The 18,069-nt window shown below is 44.5% G+C and carries 15 protein-coding genes, 1 tRNA gene and 1 CRISPR repeat array; of the genes, 9 read left to right on the top strand and 7 right to left on the bottom strand.

Annotated features, from left to right (window positions below; genetic code table 11):
- Positions 1 to 236: 236 nt before the first annotated feature.
- Positions 237 to 734 carry a class I SAM-dependent methyltransferase gene (locus H6G03_RS11310; RefSeq protein ID WP_190464477.1) on the top strand — a complete coding sequence of 166 codons (498 nt, stop codon included), beginning with the start codon at positions 237 to 239 and terminating at the stop codon, positions 732 to 734.
- 229 nt (positions 735 to 963) lie between these two features.
- On the opposite strand, the gene H6G03_RS11305 is transcribed toward H6G03_RS11310, so the two are convergent.
- The 3 genes from H6G03_RS11305 to H6G03_RS11295 form a co-directional block, all read right to left on the bottom strand.
- Positions 964 to 3,600, bottom strand: a complete 2,637-nt coding sequence (locus H6G03_RS11305) for a tetratricopeptide repeat protein (RefSeq protein WP_242060379.1) — start codon at positions 3,598 to 3,600, stop codon at positions 964 to 966.
- A 4-nt stretch (positions 3,601 to 3,604) separates the two neighbouring features.
- Positions 3,605 to 3,769: a hypothetical protein gene (locus H6G03_RS11300; RefSeq protein WP_190464476.1), complete on the bottom strand. Its 165-nt coding sequence runs from the start codon at positions 3,767 to 3,769 to the stop codon at positions 3,605 to 3,607.
- Positions 3,770 to 3,826: 57 nt separating this feature from the next.
- Positions 3,827 to 3,899: transfer RNA gene (locus tag H6G03_RS11295), tRNA-Ala, on the bottom strand.
- A 160-nt stretch (positions 3,900 to 4,059) separates the two neighbouring features.
- Here H6G03_RS11295 and trhO point away from each other — a divergent pair.
- The 3 genes from trhO (at position 4,060) to H6G03_RS11280 (ending at position 8,077) form a co-directional block, all read left to right on the top strand.
- Positions 4,060 to 4,893, top strand: a complete 834-nt coding sequence (trhO, locus tag H6G03_RS11290; RefSeq protein ID WP_190464475.1) for an oxygen-dependent tRNA uridine(34) hydroxylase TrhO — start codon at positions 4,060 to 4,062, stop codon at positions 4,891 to 4,893.
- A gap of 306 nt (positions 4,894 to 5,199) precedes the next feature.
- A CRISPR array of direct repeats spans positions 5,200 to 6,345; the repeat unit is 37 nt; unit sequence GTTTCAATCCCTGAAAGGGATTTTAGTTGGTTTCAAC.
- Between the two features lie 132 nt (positions 6,346 to 6,477).
- Positions 6,478 to 6,732, top strand: a complete 255-nt coding sequence (locus tag H6G03_RS11285) for a hypothetical protein (RefSeq protein WP_190464474.1) — start codon at positions 6,478 to 6,480, stop codon at positions 6,730 to 6,732.
- 289 nt (positions 6,733 to 7,021) lie between these two features.
- Positions 7,022 to 8,077, top strand: a complete 1,056-nt coding sequence (locus H6G03_RS11280; RefSeq protein WP_190464473.1) for a CobW family GTP-binding protein — start codon at positions 7,022 to 7,024, stop codon at positions 8,075 to 8,077.
- Here H6G03_RS11280 and H6G03_RS11275 read toward each other — a convergent pair.
- On the bottom strand, positions 8,070 to 8,213 hold the full coding sequence (locus tag H6G03_RS11275) for a hypothetical protein (RefSeq protein WP_190464472.1): 144 nt from the start codon (positions 8,211 to 8,213) through the stop codon (positions 8,070 to 8,072). The two genes, H6G03_RS11280 and H6G03_RS11275, sit on opposite strands and share 8 nt — an antisense overlap.
- 276 nt (positions 8,214 to 8,489) lie before the next feature.
- Here H6G03_RS11275 and H6G03_RS11270 point away from each other — a divergent pair, with 276 nt between their 5' ends.
- Positions 8,490 to 8,858, top strand: a complete 369-nt coding sequence (locus H6G03_RS11270; protein WP_190464471.1) for a hypothetical protein — start codon at positions 8,490 to 8,492, stop codon at positions 8,856 to 8,858.
- Here H6G03_RS11270 and H6G03_RS11265 read toward each other — a convergent pair.
- From H6G03_RS11265 to H6G03_RS11255, 3 genes are read right to left on the bottom strand one after another with little or no spacing between them, the layout of a single operon-like run.
- Positions 8,855 to 9,820 carry an ATP adenylyltransferase family protein gene (locus H6G03_RS11265; RefSeq protein WP_190464470.1) on the bottom strand — a complete coding sequence of 322 codons (966 nt, stop codon included), beginning with the start codon at positions 9,818 to 9,820 and terminating at the stop codon, positions 8,855 to 8,857. The genes H6G03_RS11270 and H6G03_RS11265 overlap by 4 nt on opposite strands.
- A gap of 31 nt (positions 9,821 to 9,851) precedes the next feature.
- A complete protein-coding gene (locus H6G03_RS11260; RefSeq protein ID WP_190464469.1) occupies positions 9,852 to 10,706 on the bottom strand; it encodes a prephenate/arogenate dehydrogenase in 855 nt (284 codons plus the stop codon).
- A gap of 11 nt (positions 10,707 to 10,717) precedes the next feature.
- Positions 10,718 to 12,556: an APC family permease gene (locus tag H6G03_RS11255; RefSeq protein ID WP_190464468.1), complete on the bottom strand. Its 1,839-nt coding sequence runs from the start codon at positions 12,554 to 12,556 to the stop codon at positions 10,718 to 10,720.
- A gap of 440 nt (positions 12,557 to 12,996) precedes the next feature.
- Between H6G03_RS11255 and H6G03_RS11250 the strand changes: the two genes are divergently transcribed.
- The 4 genes from H6G03_RS11250 to H6G03_RS11235 all read left to right on the top strand — a co-directional run bounded on the left by H6G03_RS11250 (position 12,997) and on the right by H6G03_RS11235 (position 17,910).
- The gene (locus H6G03_RS11250; RefSeq protein ID WP_190464467.1) at positions 12,997 to 14,547 is read left to right on the top strand and encodes a pentapeptide repeat-containing protein; all 1,551 of its coding nucleotides are present in this window, start codon (positions 12,997 to 12,999) and stop codon (positions 14,545 to 14,547) included.
- A gap of 129 nt (positions 14,548 to 14,676) precedes the next feature.
- Positions 14,677 to 16,236 carry a pentapeptide repeat-containing protein gene (locus tag H6G03_RS11245; RefSeq protein ID WP_190464511.1) on the top strand — a complete coding sequence of 520 codons (1,560 nt, stop codon included), beginning with the start codon at positions 14,677 to 14,679 and terminating at the stop codon, positions 16,234 to 16,236.
- 87 nt (positions 16,237 to 16,323) lie between these two features.
- Positions 16,324 to 16,932 carry a DUF1517 domain-containing protein gene (locus tag H6G03_RS11240; protein ID WP_190464466.1) on the top strand — a complete coding sequence of 203 codons (609 nt, stop codon included), beginning with the start codon at positions 16,324 to 16,326 and terminating at the stop codon, positions 16,930 to 16,932.
- A 99-nt stretch (positions 16,933 to 17,031) separates the two neighbouring features.
- Positions 17,032 to 17,910 (top strand): hypothetical protein, encoded by an 879-nt coding sequence (locus tag H6G03_RS11235; protein ID WP_190464465.1) that lies wholly within the window; start codon positions 17,032 to 17,034, stop codon positions 17,908 to 17,910.
- The last annotated feature ends 159 nt before the right edge of the window (positions 17,911 to 18,069 follow it).

Genomic DNA, 18,069 nt, shown 5'->3' with positions numbered 1-18,069 from the left:
CGTAAGGTATAACCATTAAATTTGTTATTTCGCACACAATCTGTGCAAATTTATTATTATTCATCATAGCGATACAATTAACGATTACCCCGAAAATTCTGCTATCTGACGTACCATACAGGCTTAAAAATACCTCAAAATTAATAGGTGGCAACTTGTTTTATTATATTCCCTCCCTGTTTCTCATTACTGGTGAGAAATTTCTAGAAGTATGCACTAGCCAAAGGAAATTTTTGATGCAAAATCTAAAACAACGCAAGCCCGATATCGGTTATATTCCTACAGAAAGCGAGCAAGTTAACGCCGCACTCGCACTAGCTAAGATCGCATCTGACGATATTGTTTACGATCTCGGCTGTGGAGACGGAAGGGTAGTAATTGCAGCAGCTCGACAGTACGGTGCGAGAGGAGTCGGGATCGATATCGATGGGGAACGCATTCGGGAAGCACAGGAGAACAGCGAGAAAGCGGGGGTATGCGATCGCGTGCAGTTTCGCCAAGCAGATTTGTTTGAATGTGATTTCAGCGAAGCTACAGTTGTCTTCCTTTATCTGTTACCTCATCTCAATCTTAAACTCAGACCAAAATTATTTAACCAACTCAAGTCCGGTACTCGCATAGTTTCTCACGATTTTGATATGGGTGACTGGAAGGCTGCGGCTAAGGTCGATCTGCTTTTTCCAGAAGAATGCACTCTTTACTATTGGGTAATTTCTGAAGGGGCTAGGGGTTAGGGGTTAGGGGTTAGGGGTTAGGGGTTAGGGGTTAGGGGTTAGGGGTTAGGGGCTAGGGAAGAGGGAAGAGGGAAGAGGGAAGAGGGAAGAGGGAAGAGGGAAGAGGGAAGAGGGAAGGGTAAAGGGTAAATATTATAGCAGTTTGCGATCGCATAATATCATGTCCGGGAACATCGGTTGCCTAAGTTGGGTTGAACTACAGATCGACCCAACCTACTGCTAATTTGTCTCAACCTTCAAGCAATTGCCAGAATTGACGAGAATTTTCAATTAACTCAAAATCTGGGTCATTTTTGGCTTGGGCGCGATACTTGGGATTGAGAGAAATCGCCTTCTGTAAGTTTTCCAGCGCTAATTTCACCCGTTCCTGCAAAGCATAACAAACTGCTTTATTATAATATGCGGGTGCATATTTCGGTTGCAAAGTCAAGGCGCGATCGAAACTTTCAATTGCTTCGCGATCGCGTTCTAATTTTACCAGCATCTCACCTTTATAGTTCCAGGCTTTATGAGATTCGGGATTCAATTCAATGGCTTTATCGAAAGAAGCGATCGCATCTTCATATCGTTCTAACACGCTCAAAGCCAATCCGCGATTTAACCAGGCTACCCCATCATCCGGCTGCACTTTGACAGCTCGATCGAAAGATTGGAAAGCTTCTTCGTGTTGTTGCAATGTTCCTAATGCGACGCCGCGATTTACCCAAGCTTCCTGATAATCTGGTTTGAGTTCGATCGCTTTATCAAATGATGCGATCGCATCTTCGTGTTGTTTTAATCTCACTAAAGTCATACCCCTTTGCACCCAAGCTTTACAGTCGTCCGCTTGCAGTTGCACTGCTTTATTAAAAGCTGCGATCGCATTTTCATAACGCTGCAATTCTTTCAATGCTAAGCCGCGATGATACCATATGCTGGCGTCATCGGGTTTGAATTTTTGTGCTTTATCAAAGGAAGCGATCGCTTTTTCGTATTCCTTTAACTCCCAGAAAGCCAAACCTCGACGATATAAGGCTTCTGGATTATCTGGCTTGATTTCGATCGCTTGTTCGTAGTTAGCGATCGCTTCTGCATAGTGCCCTTCCGAGAATAGCAGATTGCCGCGATCGACGTAATCGTTCCACGTCATGAAAAACTCTGGATGATTGGCTTTCAGACGTTCTAATTGTTCGCTCAAATCTTTGACTTTTGGCCCGACTTCTGGTATAATTGCCTCTACAACTGAGAGCGGCGAACTTGATGCCAGTTGCTTCAGGATTTGTTGTTTTTCGATTTCCGCTTGGGATAAAACTTCCGCCAGCTTTTCGGCAAATGTAGCTTCTACACTTTCTAAATTCTGAATAGTTAAATTCTTCCTTGTTTGAATTTCGCTTTGGAATTGGTCTATGCGATCGCTAATCTCTGCGTTTAATCTTTCCATATTCTCTACGGTCTGATTTTTTTTGCCGCTCATCTCCGCATTGAACACAGAGAATTGATTCGTCGCGCTTCTTTCCACTTTCTCCAAGGTATGAATCACTTGTTTCCGCTTTTCTTGGATACCCGATCGGGAATCGGAAACTCCAGCGGCAAATTCAGTCTCGATATTTTTGATATTTTGCAGTACCTGCGCCATTTCCGCTTGGATGTGCGAGTGGGAATCGGAAAGTTGAGAACTCATCTTTACGCCTAATTTTTCCAAGTTCTCAAAGGCATCTTCATACAGCTTTTTGATTCTTTGTTCTGCATTTCCCTGAATTTCTGCCAGTTTGGGAGCAAATTCATACTCCAGTTTTTTCAGTTTATCTAGGATCGAATCTCTTTGCTTTTGCGTATCTATCTGGAGTGCGGACAATTGATTTGCCAGTTCCGACCCAGCTTGTTTGATATTTTGCAATACCGATTCTTTCTGTCCTCTAATTTCTGTCTGCAATTCATAAAGTTGAGGTGCAAATTCCGATGCCAATCTTTCTAGGTTTTGGATGGTTAAATCGCGTTGCTTTTGCACATCAGTCTGAACTTCAGCCAACTGTATTGCTAATTCTCTTTCCGTTCTTTCGATATTTTGCAATACTGCTTGTTTCTGTGCTAAGACAGATGTTTGGATTTCATCAAGTTGAGGAACGAATTCAGTACTTAATTTTACCAGATTCGCAACGATTAAGCTTTTTTGCTCTGCTGCATCCACACCGAGTTCGGAAAGGCGAGATGCAAACTCATCTTCTAATTTTACCAGCCCCGTTTTCGCATCTTTGATTTGCGTTTCTAGTTCTGCGAACGCCTGTTGCTTCGATCGCGACAAGTCGGCTAAGACTACAGATATATTATCTAATTTGACATCTATCTCTTGGTGGAAATCCTCTGCGCGATCGCTTAAGTCTTCTCCCACATCTTCCGCTTTTTGCAGCAGGTGTTGCACTTTTTGATTCGCAGCTGCAAGTCTACCCTGCAAGTCTTCCAGTTCGTTGAGATGTTTGGTGACGAGATCTGTGACTTCTCGCATCACCGATCGCCTTAAGATGAACAAAGCAGCGAGCGCACCTGCCAAAAGTATCGCCAGCGTTCCCAGCAATACGTTGAACAGGAGTGTTGTCCCACTAAAGGCGCGATTCGCCTCTGCTTTCACTTGCTCTTGAATGCGTCTCTGTTCTCGTAATTGCTCTAGTTCTTGCCTTTCGCTAGGGGAAAGCGCTAAACTAACACTCGCATCCTTTGTCTTAGAGGAAGTAGGTTGAGCGATCGCAAGACTGACAGACAACAGGACTGTCGAAAGTACGACACTTCCTTGCGATACAAAGGCTAAGACGTGAGGATGCTTGTGCTTCATGATAACTTCCTTTGTCTGTTGAGCGAGTTGTTCTGAACTGGTCAAATCACCAGCAGCCATATTACTAGGATAAAAGTAGGGAGCCTGTAGCGGTTGGTTTGGGTGCAGTAATTTGACCGATCTTAGCTTTTACCAAAATAGCGTACCGATCGAGTACTAGGTGAACGGGTTGCGATCGCATTCGGCTACCGCTAGTTGTTCTCACTATAGTTAAACCATTGACAACCATACAAAATTTTTCTACCAATTTTGTACTGTTGTGTACCAGTTAATATCTCTCAAACTATGGAGGTAAGCGGACTCGAACCGCTGACATCCTGCTTGCAAAGCAGGCGCTCTACCAGCTGAGCTATACCCCCGAAACGCACTTTTTTTAAGCACTTCTGTTATCTTAGCTTTTCGCTTGCCTTTTTGTCAAGAGTCGAGCAAAAGTTTTTGGAAGCGCACCTTATTTAGAATAGCTCTGTTAAGTTAGTTTGTAAAGTAGTACAGAAAAATTCGATCGGTGCGATTAAGGAAATGGGCCAAGTTGTTGCCGCTTTCTATAAGTTTGTGAGATTGCCGGACTTTGCGGAGAAACGAGAGCCGTTGTTGTCCCATTGTCAGGCACAGGGGATCAAGGGGACAATTTTGTTAGCGGCGGAGGGGATTAACGGTACGATCGCAGGTGACCGGGAAGGGATAGACTCGGTTTTGGAGTTTTTGCGTTCCGATCCGCGCCTGGTTGACTTAGAGCATAAGGAATCTCATGGGGATTTTCAACCATTCGATCGCATGAAGGTGCGGCTGAAGAAAGAAATCGTTACCTTGGGATTGCCGCAAATCGATCCGCTTGTGCAGGTGGGTACTTATGTTAGTCCGCAGGCGTGGAACGAGCTGATTTCCGATCCGGAAGTAATTGCGATCGACACGCGCAACGACTACGAGGTATCGATCGGCACTTTTAAAGGCGCAAAAAATCCACAAACTGCCTCATTTCGCGAATTTCCAGAATACGTTCGCCACAATCTCGATCCGAACAAACACAAAAAAGTAGCTTTATTTTGTACTGGTGGGATTCGCTGCGAAAAAGCGACTGCCTTTATGATTGCCCAAGGATTCTCTGAGGTGTATCACCTCAAAGGCGGTATTCTCAAGTATTTGGCGGAAGTTCCCCCAGCAGAAAGTCTCTGGGAAGGAGAATGTTTTGTGTTTGACCAGCGTGTCGCCCTCAGTCAGGGTCTGGAGTTGGGAACTCACGAAATGTGTTCTGCTTGCGGACATCCCATTTCTGAAGAAGATAAAAACTCGCCTTATTATCAGGAGGATGTTTGCTGTCCCCATTGTTTCGATCGTCTCGCTGAAAAACAGTGATTTTGTATTTGCGATGCGGGATTTCATATCGTGTCCGGTTATATCGGTAGTGTAAGACTCATGGGAGTTATTATCTGTGGGAATTAGGGGTTAATTTTTTACCGCAGATGTAGGCAGATGAACGCAGATGAACGCAGATATAGCTAGGGGCTAGGGACTAGGGGCTAGGGGCTAGGGAAGAGGGAAGAGGGAAAAGCTTACTCCGTAAGGGATTATGAACCATAGGTAAAAGTTGGAGTTGGCTTAACCGCCTTGGCGGTTGCTATAAGAAAGGGATTTTTTATGCAACGGATGCTACCGGATAGGATATGAATCCCTGAAAGGGATTTTAGTTGGTTTCAACTCCGCTCGCAAGAAAACTGTCATTAATCTAATCAAAGTTTCAATCCCTGAAAGGGATTTTAGTTGGTTTCAACTCAATGATTAACGTTGGTAAAATTATGGATGCGGTGTTTCAATCCCTGAAAGGGATTTTAGTTGGTTTCAACGTATTGGTGGACTAGCCAATGCTGGAAAAGCCCTATTCATGTTTCAATCCCTGAAAGGGATTTTAGTTGGTTTCAACTTGCGCGTTCTCCGCACAATGGCCAAAGCAAACCACAGTTTCAATCCCTGAAAGGGATTTTAGTTGGTTTCAACCTGGCGTCATTGGTGAGGCAGCCGAGGATATTATTAAGTTTCAATCCCTGAAAGGGATTTTAGTTGGTTTCAACTCGATCTTGCGAACGCCGTTGGCACCGGGTATAGAAACTGTTTCAATCCCTGAAAGGGATTTTAGTTGGTTTCAACACCTTAATTTTTGAGCGGGGCAATGTCAGTAACTGTTTCAATCCCTGAAAGGGATTTTAGTTGGTTTCAACGCTGATTTGATGTTTGGAAAGCCATTCGCCTCTGTTGTTTCAATCCCTGAAAGGGATTTTAGTTGGTTTCAACACTTCTCAGCCACGGCACAACAATGCAAATGGCAGAAAGTTTCAATCCCTGAAAGGGATTTTAGTTGGTTTCAACTCGCTAAATTCCTCGGTCACCAAACGATTCTGGATTGTTTCAATCCCTGAAAGGGATTTTAGTTGGTTTCAACTCTTAGCTCGACTGGAGGCTGCTGAATGTGGGTTGCGTTTCAATCCCTGAAAGGGATTTTAGTTGGTTTCAACCAAAGGTATAGAGGGGCTATTTTTTCACATTACCCCTGTTTCAATCCCTGAAAGGGATTTTAGTTGGTTTCAACTTTAATATATCGAGTCCTACTCTTCCTGTTCTTGCTGTTTCAATCCCTGAAAGGGATTTTAGTTGGTTTCAACCATAAAAGGCATCTTATGTTTCCGTCCATTCGATTACTGTGCGTTTCAATCCCTGAAAGGGATTTTAGTTGGTTTCAACTACGCTCCTATCGATCACATCCACGGCAATGCCACGTTTCAATCCCTGAAAGGGATTTTAGTTGGTTTCAACTGCAACATCCTCAAACCCAGATAATATGAAGTTTTCAAGGTTCGTTTGCGACTACCGAGATAAAGAATAGCATTTCAGCCAACGGCTTGTAAAGTAGGGATCGAAATTTTTTCCTGAAACCCTTTGCTGGCAATGGTTCCAGAGATTGCGACTACCCCTTTCCACACCAAGGTCAGCCAAACGCTTAGCCAGAGAGGACTTCAGCCAAAATTGAGGATTTGCCAATTCAAACACCCCCACCCAGTCGCAGCGATACCCATTGTCGATCGCGCTCCTACCCAGAATACATCGCCAGTTATTCTGGATGTTGCCGAAGCAGCAGACTTTTCGATCGCCAACCTAGATAAACACATTTTGATTTATTTGTCAAGGATTCAGCGCTACTAACTTGTCTGTGGCTGCACACAATCTCAGTGCTGCACAGATAAATTAAATTGATCGAAAATCGATGATTTTGGCAAATATCCTCTGTATCAAAAGGACTGATACCGATCTGTTTTGACTTCTTTTGCTCAAGAAGTCGCGCTGATACTGCGCTAGGAACTTGTCCGCCGCAAGTTTTCGATCGCCTGTCTTTGGCAAAAATAATTTTGGCCTTATTCCCATGCGATCGTCAATATTAAGTATAATGAGAACCATTATTAGTTTTGCAGTTAACTCCTCTAAGGCAAAAACCATGACCGTCACAAGCACAAAACCTCAAAACGAAATTTTCGATCTTCCCAAACGGGGAATGCCAGTTACCATAATTACCGGATTTCTCGGCAGTGGGAAGACGACGTTACTCAATCATATTTTGCAAAATTGCCAAAATTTAAAAGTCGCAGTTTTAGTGAATGAGTTTGGCGACATTAATATCGATAGCCAGTTGCTTGTCTCCGTAGATGAAGATATGATGGAACTGAGCAATGGCTGTATTTGTTGCACGATTAACGATGGCTTGGTCAACGCAGTTTATAACGTACTGGAAAAGAGCGATCGCATCGACTACTTAGTCATAGAAACAACAGGTGTTGCCGATCCGTTGCCGATTATTATGACATTTTTGGCAACAGATCTGCGAGATCTGACGCGACTCGATTCCGTCTTGACCGTTGTAGATTCCGAGACATTTACACCAGAGCATTTCGAGAGCGAAGCAGCGATTAATCAAGTTGCCTACGGCGATATCATTTTACTCAACAAAACCGATTTAGCTCCGGAAGAAAAAGTTAAGGAACTGGAAGACTACATCGGGAGTGTCAAAAATGAGGCTAGAATTTTGCGATCGCAATATGGCAAAATTCAACTGCCTTTAATTCTTGATGTTGGACTTGCTCAACTAGATTCATATTCTACCACAAAAACAACCGATACTCACCATCATCACGAACACGACCATCACCACGAACACGACCATCATCACGAACACGACCATCACCATCATCATTCAGACCACTTAGCAAATGATGGTTTTATGTCCGTGTCATTTCAAAGCGATCGACCTTTCATCGTCGAGAAATTTCAAAACTTCTTGACAGACAAAATCTCTAAAAATGTTTTCCGCGCTAAGGGAATCGTTTGGTTTAAAGAAAGTAATCTCCGCTATATCTTTCAGCTTAGCGGCAAAAGATATGATATGAATACCGATGAATGGCCGACGAAAAAACGCAGCACTCAGCTAGTTTTCATCGGCAGAAATTTGCCAGCGGATGAAATTCGAGACCTCCTGTATAAATGTTTGGCTAACTGAGAATGCCAAGATTCATCAATAATTTCCAATATTGATGAATCGAAACAGAAATTTTGATATTTAACCCTAAGTAAGCTGCCGAAAACTCTATTTTTTGTTTGTCGGTAGCGACCAAACTACACTTATTAATCATCATTTGAGATGTTTCGTTCAATAACAATCAATTAACTTGCTAAGTAAAAGTAAATTATCTCTCTAGATATAGCTGCTTCATTTCTAAGCCAAACTTTAGGCAGAGACAGTAGCCTTTGTTTTTTGCTAAACATAAGAGTATGGCCTTTTGAGTAAATAAATCTCAACAATGCCAAGGTTTTTGCTTATCCACATATTACTTACACGGTCAAACAATATCGGCCAAATAGGAGTTTGGGAAGATGATTGGCTATTTACTGATTAGGCAGAGGTAAATTATATGTATAATCGTGAACCAGGCATACAAAATACCCCAAAAGAAACAACTTATGGGTCGATAATCGTCAGTAGCAGCAAACAAGATGCAGCAAAACCTGATGTAGTAAGCAATCCCGATGCAGCAATATTTTCGCTTCCCTTTGCGCTGATCGTCTCCTGCACGGTTGTCTTCTTAATGATGTATAAAAAATGGACGCTTGGCAGGCATGAAATTCCTTTTTCCGTCAAGCGATCGCAGGACATACCTTGCCGAAATTGTCAATATTTTTCCGGCAACTATCATCTCAAGTGTGCGGTACACCCTGAAACCGCTCTAACTGAAGAAGCAAAGGATTGCTCTGACTACTTGCCTCAGAATGAAAAATCTTAGCAGTGAATAGAATTTTCAACCGATTGCTGCTCTATCGCTACAGTTTTAAGAATTTGCAGGGGGCCAAACTCTTTCAAAACTTTCATTTGTTCCTCATTGCGAACTAACAAAGCACCCGCAAATCCCAAAGAATTAATCGGGATGGATTGAAAATGCTCTTGCGATCGCGGTACAATTAACATCCATTCCCGCGTAGAGAGCAAATTGTAAGCACCAGTCGGCGAATTGCCGCCATTGCTCTCATCATTTAGCAAACCAACTGCACGTAACAAGTTAAAATAGCACTCCAGTGTCTTCTTTGCAGCTGCTTGGGGAGATGGCATTTCATGGCGATCGAATTTAACTAAAGCGTGGACAAACGGAAAACTCGGTATCTTCTCCACAACTCCTTCGCAGATAGTCGTCGCCAGCATCGGTGCGATCGCAATTCTTTCACCACTGGGAGATAGCGGTAAGGGAACCCATTGCAAGTGTTTGTGTCGCTGACTTGCGCCTGCAATCTTGCCAGAATTATAGAAAGCCAAACCGTCAATTTCATCCAGCACCACCCACATCGCCTCAAAATCTTCTAAAGTCAGCAAACTTTCCTGTTCTTCAAAAGTGCGGGTGACAATTAATAGGTGATGTTCGACAACGTTAAATTTATTCAGCAAACACAAGTGAGTGTCAGAAATATCGGTAACAAACAAATCTTTATCGTATGGGAGAAAGGGATTGAATTCCTGACTAGAAGTATTGCTATTTTTGGAAACGCTTTTTTTAGCAGCATCTTTACGTGCCAGATTGGATATAACCCGCACCAAGAAATTAATCCCTTCTGCTTCTACATACTCGTACTCCGTGGGAATCGTTTCCAGAGCGCCACAGCTAATCCCGCGTTCCGTCTGCTTGATGACTAGCTCCCATAAAATACCGGGTTCTAGCTGAATTTTTCCTGATGAAATTGACATTTCCTTTGGCATAGTCGATAAATTTCTGGTTTGGTATTGGCAATCAACTAAAATTTTTCCCTGCGATAAAGTCAGGACGCGACTGTTGATTTCGTTTCAATTTATCTTCCAATTCTTGCCAATCTTCCCGCTCGATATCAGCAATCAGACGATCGAGACTTTGGCGATATTGTTGAAGACTCCGCAACAAAGCGTCCCGATTATACCGCGCCATCATTACCCCTAACTCCGGATTTCCGCCTCCTACTCTACTGGTATCGCGAAAGCCAGAACTAGCCAAATTTTTGGCTAGTTCCAACACATTGGGATTTGTTTCGCTCATACAAGCATCGATCAAACCAGCACTTACCATCACGGGTAAATGAGAAATCCAAGCCACAGCTTTATCGTGGTCTTCCGGACGGCAGATATAAAATTTTGCTTGGAGCGATCGCACAATTTCTTCTACTACTTTTATCGCATTTGTTGGTGTAGTTTCTGTTGGTGTCAGTACATAAGGATTGCCAGCAAATAAATTAGATATAGCCGCATCCAAACCACTTTCGGCTGTACCTGCCATCGGATGTCCGCCCACAAAATTAGGCCAAATTGGCGCTAAAGCTTTCACAATCGGTGTTTTGACCGAACCCACATCCGTCACGATTGTGTTGGGAGAAAGGTGAGAAATTAACGCCTCAAAAGTTGGAATAATTGCTCCCAAAGGAGTGCAAATAAAGACAATATCGGTGTCAGCGAGCAAAGACAAATTAACGCTAGCATCATCGACAATTTGACGTGCGATCGCCTCCTGACAAGTGCGATCGCGACGGCTGACACCCAAAACTCTATGGCCCAAATTACGCAAATCCAATGCTAGGGAACCACCAATTAACCCCAATCCGACAATACCAATTTTCATCTAATTTTCGATTACAGATAATACCTGACAGTAGTAACTACCCGACTTTTGTGAGCGCGTAAAGCCGCTTTTAAGAATATGGCAGTTTGGTTGTGCAATATGCCTTCCCACCAATTCGCCGTTACAAAAGACGGAATAATTACCGTAGATAAAACGCCTGGGTGCTTATCTTCAAAAGCGCTGACAAAATCGACAAGAGTTCTAATTACCGAGCGATAGGGAGAATCCAAAATTACCAACGGAATATCTGCTTCTAGCTGTTGCCATCGCCTTTGTAGTTTTTCGCGATCGGTAGTACCGATATCAACATGAACCGCCACAATTTCATCGGCAATGCTGCGTGCATAGTCCAGCGCTTGAATCGTTCCTCGGTTTAATTGACCGACCACAACTACCGCCGGGTGAGTAGCGATTTCCGCTTTCGGTCTGGGAATATAACTGCGAGGCGCTACTCCCTGAATGCTCAGCCGTTCTGCTACATATTTATAGTGACGGCGAATAGCTAAAAATAAGTTGACAACCAAAGGAATTGCCACCACCACTAACCAAGCTCCCTCTAGGAATTTAGTCGTCACAATTACAGCAAGAACGACTGTGGTAGCAATAGCACCTATACCGTTCATCAAGGCGCTTGCTCGCCAGCCGGAAGTCCTTTCTTGGAACCAGTGGCGCACCATACCCGCTTGCGAGAGGGTAAAAGAAGTGAACACGCCTACCGCATAAAGGGGAATAATTGCGTTAACTTGTCCTTTAAAGATAACGATCAAAATTGCTGCAAACAGACTGAGGATATAAATTCCATTGGAATATACCAGACGATCTCCCAATAATGCTAATTGTCGCGGCAAAAATCCATCGCGAGCCAAAAAGTAACAAAGTCTGGGAAAGTCGGCAAAGCTGGTATTAGCCGCTAAAAGTAAGATTAATAGCGTGGCTACCTGGATAAAGTAATAAAATGGGTGATGTTCGCCTAAAATCTGGCGACCCAACAAAGAAACTACCGTTTCTCCTTCCTGTGGAACAATGCGGTAAGCATTTGCCAAAAGAGTGATACCCAAAAACATAATGCCTAGAATTTCGCCCATATACAACAATGTCAGGCGGGCATTTTTCCACTCAGGCCGCTTAAAAGCTAAAACTCCATCGGATATAGCTTCCACTCCTGTCAGTGCCGTACAGCCCCTAGAAAAGGCATTCAAAATGAAAAACAAACTCACTGATTCTTTGGTGGGAATACTTGGGTAATTTGCAGGTACGTGGCCTGTAAACTGTTGGTAAAAGCCAATACCAATCAGGATAAAAATACTGAAAATAAACGCATAAGTGGGAATCATAAATAGCCGACCCGATTCTCTTACCCCCCTTAAATTCGCCACCATGATTAAGAAAATAAAAATCAAACAAAGTTCGACCGTGAACGATCGCAGCTGGGGAATTGCTGAGGTTAAAGCAGCTGTGCCGGCGGACACGCTCACCGTCACCGTCAGAATGTAGTCGATCATCAGGGAAGCGCCCGCCACCAGTCCCGGAATTAAGCCCAAGTTCTCGCGAGCAACGATGTAGGAGCCACCGCCTTTAGGGTAGGCGCGGATAGTCTGCCGGTAGGAAAGCACGACAATTCCCAGCAAAAGGACGATCGCGACAGCAATTGGCAAAGACCACGCCAAAGCAGCACTTCCGGCAGTTACCAGCACCAGTAAAATTTCTTCTGTGGCGTAAGCTACAGAAGAGAGCGCATCAGAAGAAAGAACTGCCAATGCAGCGGCTTTACTTAATCTTTCTTCGTCATGAGCGCTGGTTGGTAAAGATTCACCCACTAGAAATCGTTTAAGTTGAGAAAAGAAGGACATACACAGTCCACCGATAAGATCGCTCTTTCTAGTCTACGGGAGTGTGGATTGACTGATTAGCACTGCCAGCATATCGCGGTTAACAATTAAAACAGGAATACAAAACTGTTTGTGAGGCAGTCTTGACGTTCCTGCTACTAGCGGCATCTAAAGCAGCTGTAGTCTACACCAGATCGCGGTAACGTTTGGGGCCTTCATCGCTAGCCGTTGACTGGCTCTTTCCAGCACCACTGCCAGTGAACTAAATTAGATCGAACCAATTACAGGCGGAGTATCCGCTTTTTTCTTGCCAGCCAATCGCGAAATGCCGTCTTTAGCCTGCCAATCTGTTCTGGGTCTAAAATGCCAATATTTATACATGGTTGGCCATCGATCGAATCTGCGGACACCCTCCCCCTCCAGTTGTATCCATCTAGCCTGTATCTTTGCAAGGTAGCCTAATGCAAGTAGAAGAATTTCTAAAAAAATACGCAGCAGGAGAGCGAAACTTTACTGCTGTTAACCTAAGTGAGGCCAATTTAAGCGGCGTTAACCTCAGTGGGGCAAATTTAAGCGAAGCCAACCTGAGCATATCAAATCTCAGCGGTGCTAATCTCAGCGAAGCCAATCTCAGTCAGGCAAAACTCAATGTCGCTAGACTCAGTGGCGCAAATCTTACCAATGCTAATTTAAATGGAGCTATCCTCAACGTAGCCAATTTAGTTCGAGCTGATTTAGCTGGTGCAGAGCTCAAGCAAGCTTCTCTGATCAGAGCGGAATTGATCCGCGCCGAACTGAGTGGGGCCAACCTCAGCGGTGCTATCCTCACAGGGGCGGATCTGGGAGAGGCAAGGCTCAGACTCGCCAATCTCAATGGCGCTAACCTGAGCGAAGCCAATCTTCGGGCTACCTGTCTGACTTCAGCTAGTTTAGAACAAGCTAACTTGCACGGAGCTGACTTGGCGCGGGCCGACCTCAGCGGTGCTGACCTCCGAGGTGCGGAACTCCGACAAACCAATCTCGGTCTGGCTGACCTTAGCGGTGCTGACTTGAGCGGTGCCAATCTGCGATGGGCTGACCTGAGCAGTGTAAATTTGAGATGGGCTAACTTGAGTGAGGCCAAGTTGAGTGGAGCGAACTTGAGCGGAGCCGATTTGAGCAATGCTAACTTATTAAATGCTAGTCTGGTTCATGCGGATTTAACTCAAGCCAATCTGATCCGGGCAGATTGGGTTGGTGCAGATTTAACGGGTGCAACTTTAACCGGGGCTAAACTTTATGCTGTTTCGCGCTTCGGTCTGAAAACAGAAGGCATGAGCTGCGAGTGGGTTGATTTAAGCCCGGATGGCGATCGCTCTCAAATTTACCGTCTTAGTGCCGAAGAAGCGCGTAAGTTCTTTCATCAAACATTACCTGCTGTCCGGATTATTGTCGATGCCCCTTTGGATAGAGAAGCTAACTTTGCTTTAGCTGCGATTTATTATCAGTTCGCTCAAGAATATCCCAGCCTAAATCGGCCTCCCAGTATTGAAGTGGGCGAACGCAGAACCACTATCATTTTGCGGATAGATAGTGACGAGCAATTATTTCCGACTGCTTATGTCGCGATTTCTCCTTTTGATGACGCATCTGCCACTCAGGAAAACATTATGACTTTGCTCCAAATGGTTCGGGAACAAGATGTAGAAAGCCTTACCGTACAAGAAAAAAATCAACTTCAACAAATTAGCGACGATCTAATAGAATTAATCAATAAAATTCATAAAAGTAAATTTTTAAAATATTTTCCCAAAAATTTAAAGAAAACTAAGTTTTTTCAATCGGCGACTCAAACAATTTTAAATAATTCTAATGACAGATTGTTGAATATATACCATCATCCTACTTTTGGAAAAAGGTTTATTACAAGCGGAGTTATTGAAAGTTCAGCCCAAAAAATACCTATCAATAAAAACAAGTTATCTTTGCCCTCCATTAATGTGCTCTACGACTTTATCAAAAGTTTTCCTTGAAGTCTAGGCATTGGCAAAGAGTAAAATCTCTCTTTGCTTGTAAAATATGTATAAAATATTCGTTACAAGGCAGATTAAAAAATTCAAATTTTCTTTGAAATAGCCGATATTATGGATAAGGCAGCCCTAATGGAAGTGCAAGAAATTTTAAACAGATACACAGCGGGAGAAAGAAATTTTGCCGCTCTCAACCTCAGCGAGGCAAACCTCAGCGCTGTCAACCTCAGCGGTGCAAATTTGAGCGGGGTTAACCTCAGCGTAGCAAACCTCAGCGGTGCAAATTTGAGCGGGGTCAACCTCAGCGGTGCAAAACTCAACGTTGCCAGACTCAGCGGTGCTAACCTCACCCAGGCTAACCTAAACAGAGCTGTACTCAACGTAGCTAACCTAATTCGCGCAGACTTAGGTGCAGCCGAACTCATTCAAGCGGCTTTAATCCGAGCAGAACTGATCCGAGCCGAACTCAGCAGGGCAAACCTGAGCGGGGCAAACCTCACCAGTGCCGATCTCAGAGAAGCAAAACTCAGACAAGCCAATCTCAGTCGTGCTAATTTAAGTGGAGCCAATGTCAGGGGAGCTAGTTTAACAGCAGCTAACTTGGAAGGTGCAAATTTACACGGTGCTGATATCAGCCGCACTGACCTGACTGGCGCTAACCTCAGAGATGCCGAACTCAGACAAACTAATCTTAGTTGCGCTAACTTGAGTGGAGCCAACTTGAGCGGCGCTAATTTGCGATGGGCCGATCTCAGCGGCGCTAATTTGCGATGGGCCGATCTCAGCGATGCTAAATTGAGCGGTGCTAATTTAATTGGGGCAGATTTAAGTAATGCCAATTTACTGAATGCCAGCTTGGTTCATGCAGATCTCACCCAAGCACGATTGATTCGGGCAGATTGGACTGGTGCCGATTTATCAGGAGCGGTTTTAACCGGGGCAAAACTTTATGCTGTTTCGCGATTCGGTCTGAAAACTGAGGGTTTGACCTGTGAGTGGGTAGATTTGAGTCCGGAAGGCGATCGCTCTCAAGTATACCGCCTCAGCGCCGACGAAGCGCGAAAGTTTTTTCATCAAACCTTACCTACAGTCCAAATAATTATTGACGCGCCCTTAGACCACGCCTCCCACTTTGCCTTGGCTTCTTGTTACCATAAAATTAATCAACAATTTCCGCTACTTTCCCAACCACCCAGTATTAAAGTTGGCCGTCGCCGTACTCTGCTAACATTTGTGATAGATAACGATAACCATTTATTTTCTACTGCTTATGTTGCCATTCTGCCGTTTGCAGATAGCGAACATACCCAAAAAAATATCATTGTCTTAATGCAGATGCTGCAATCTCAAGAAATGGATAATTTGGGTCTTAAAGAACCCGAACGTTTCCAAAAATTAAGTGCCACCCTTATTCAAGGATTGAGCAAGATTTTTGCAATCAAATTGTTAAAAAATAGCTTCGATATTGAAAATACCAAATTTTTTCAATCTCCTACGCAAACCGTACTGACCAATTCTAGCGATCAAACCTTGAACATATACCATCACCCTCGGTTTGGCAAACGTTTTGTTAAACCGTCGAGCTTTGCCAATCCAGATCAAATCACCTCAATTGAGCCTGTAAAGTATACTCTACCTTCGGCCAGCGTAGTCGTCGATTTCATCAAAAACTTTCCTTACATGGAAAAATAATTATCTGGAGTAAAAATTTATTAAAATAAGTAAAGAGAAACTTAAAGCTGGCAACATTGGCCTTGAGTTGGGAGGAAAAGAAAAGGAATGAACGCATGGAGCGATCGCTTTAAGCAGATGATGGGCCGTACTAGGTTCGCGGTCTGTCGCATATTTATCCATCTAGCCGGCGAACAAGTCGCCCCCATACTGGGAGTCCTCAATCGGGTGGGAAGAGAGGCAATTGACGCCGAAGGCGACTTACAAATCGTGGGCGAAGGACTCGTACAAATATGCGAAAGCTTGTTGCAGTACGACACATACTGGACATCTGCTGCGAATGAAGGCAACGTATTTTGGAACGAAGGCGAAGCGGGCGACGAGTTTACCAACTTGTTTACCGACTCGGCCCAACGCTACAAAAGCGGCGAACCAGACCTGAGCGGTTCATATGGTAGAACAAACGATCCCTTATACCTGTCAGTCACTCGGAATCTGATTGTCATGATTACGGTAGCCTATGAAGGTGAAACCGCACAGCTAGAAACCGATCTTGCTGACATGAATGCTCTCAGAGCGGGTTTGAAAAAATTGATAAATCTGCACTATCAAGGTACCCTGCGGGCTATCCAAGTCCACTGGTCACCCGCTCAATTGGGAGACGAACTGACTTCCGACCAGCTTTTACAGCATTTTCCAGAATTAATACCTCTGTAGCCGATGCTGGAAAAAGATTGCTGGCAGACATCATAGTAAGTAGAAGACTCGCTTTACGGAGCTTGTTGCAAAATTGTCACGATCTTTCAGAAATCTGCAATGCGTAAATTTACCATCTTCTTTATAACTTTAACCTTGTGCCTCACAACAGTTGCTTGTGGCGGCAACAACACCACAACCAAAACCTACAATCAGAACATTCCCACCCAGTCTGCTGCCTCGAGGATAAAAGATGGTGAGTATCCCGTGCAGCAGGCTAGCTATAACGATGTCAATGGCGAATACAGCTTGTTGTTGCTCAACACTCCAGCCGGTACTCCCCCTAACTACCGCACTACAGAGTTAGCAATGGCAAGGCTGACACCGGAAGAGGTATCTGCCGGTAAAAAGAGCTATCTCAAGGTGGAAAACGGTAAACCATCCTTCTACTTGACGGAAGACTTCAAAATCGAATATGTCCACACCGTCACTGAAACTCGGCCAGATCCCCAAACCGGACAACCTCAAACCGTAATCGTGCGCCAAGAAAGCGGCGGCTTCTGGGCACCCTTTGCCGGTGCTGTGGCGGGGAATATCGTGGGCAATATGCTATTCAGACCCCAGTACTACGTCCCGCCAGTCTATCAACCGGGCACGAGCGTGATGACTGGTTATGGTGGCTATGGCAGCACGTATAACCAAGCGGTGACACAGTACCAAACTCGTTACCAAGCGCCCCCACCGGCGGTCAAGAATCAACAAACTCTACGTACCACCGGTAACATCAGAAACTATCCTTCCAGCCAACCATCTTACGGTAAACCTTCTGGGACAAGCACGAGCGATCGGCCCACAGGTTCCGGTTTTGGTTCCAGTACCCTACGACAGTCCGGCAAATCCACCAGTCCATCCTCTAGCCCCAGTTTTGGCAGCGGCGGACGTTCCTCCTTTGGTTCTGGTAGTCGGCGCAGTGCCGGTTTCGGTAGCCGACGACGATAAGAGAAGGGGCTAGGGCGTCGGGGTTAGGGGTTAGGGCGTCGGGGTTAGGGGTTAGGGCGTCGGGGTTAGGGGAGAGGGAAAAGGGAAAAGCGAAAATATTAATTCTTCCGCCCCCCCACTCCCCCACTCCCCCGCTGAACAGGTCGGAAACGAACAGAT

This window comes from Aerosakkonema funiforme FACHB-1375, from assembly GCF_014696265.1.
GTDB lineage: Bacteria > Cyanobacteriota > Cyanobacteriia > Cyanobacteriales > Aerosakkonemataceae > Aerosakkonema > Aerosakkonema funiforme_A.
Note: the sequence above shows the minus strand (reverse complement) of the source record. Positions and strands in the feature narration are given on the sequence as shown.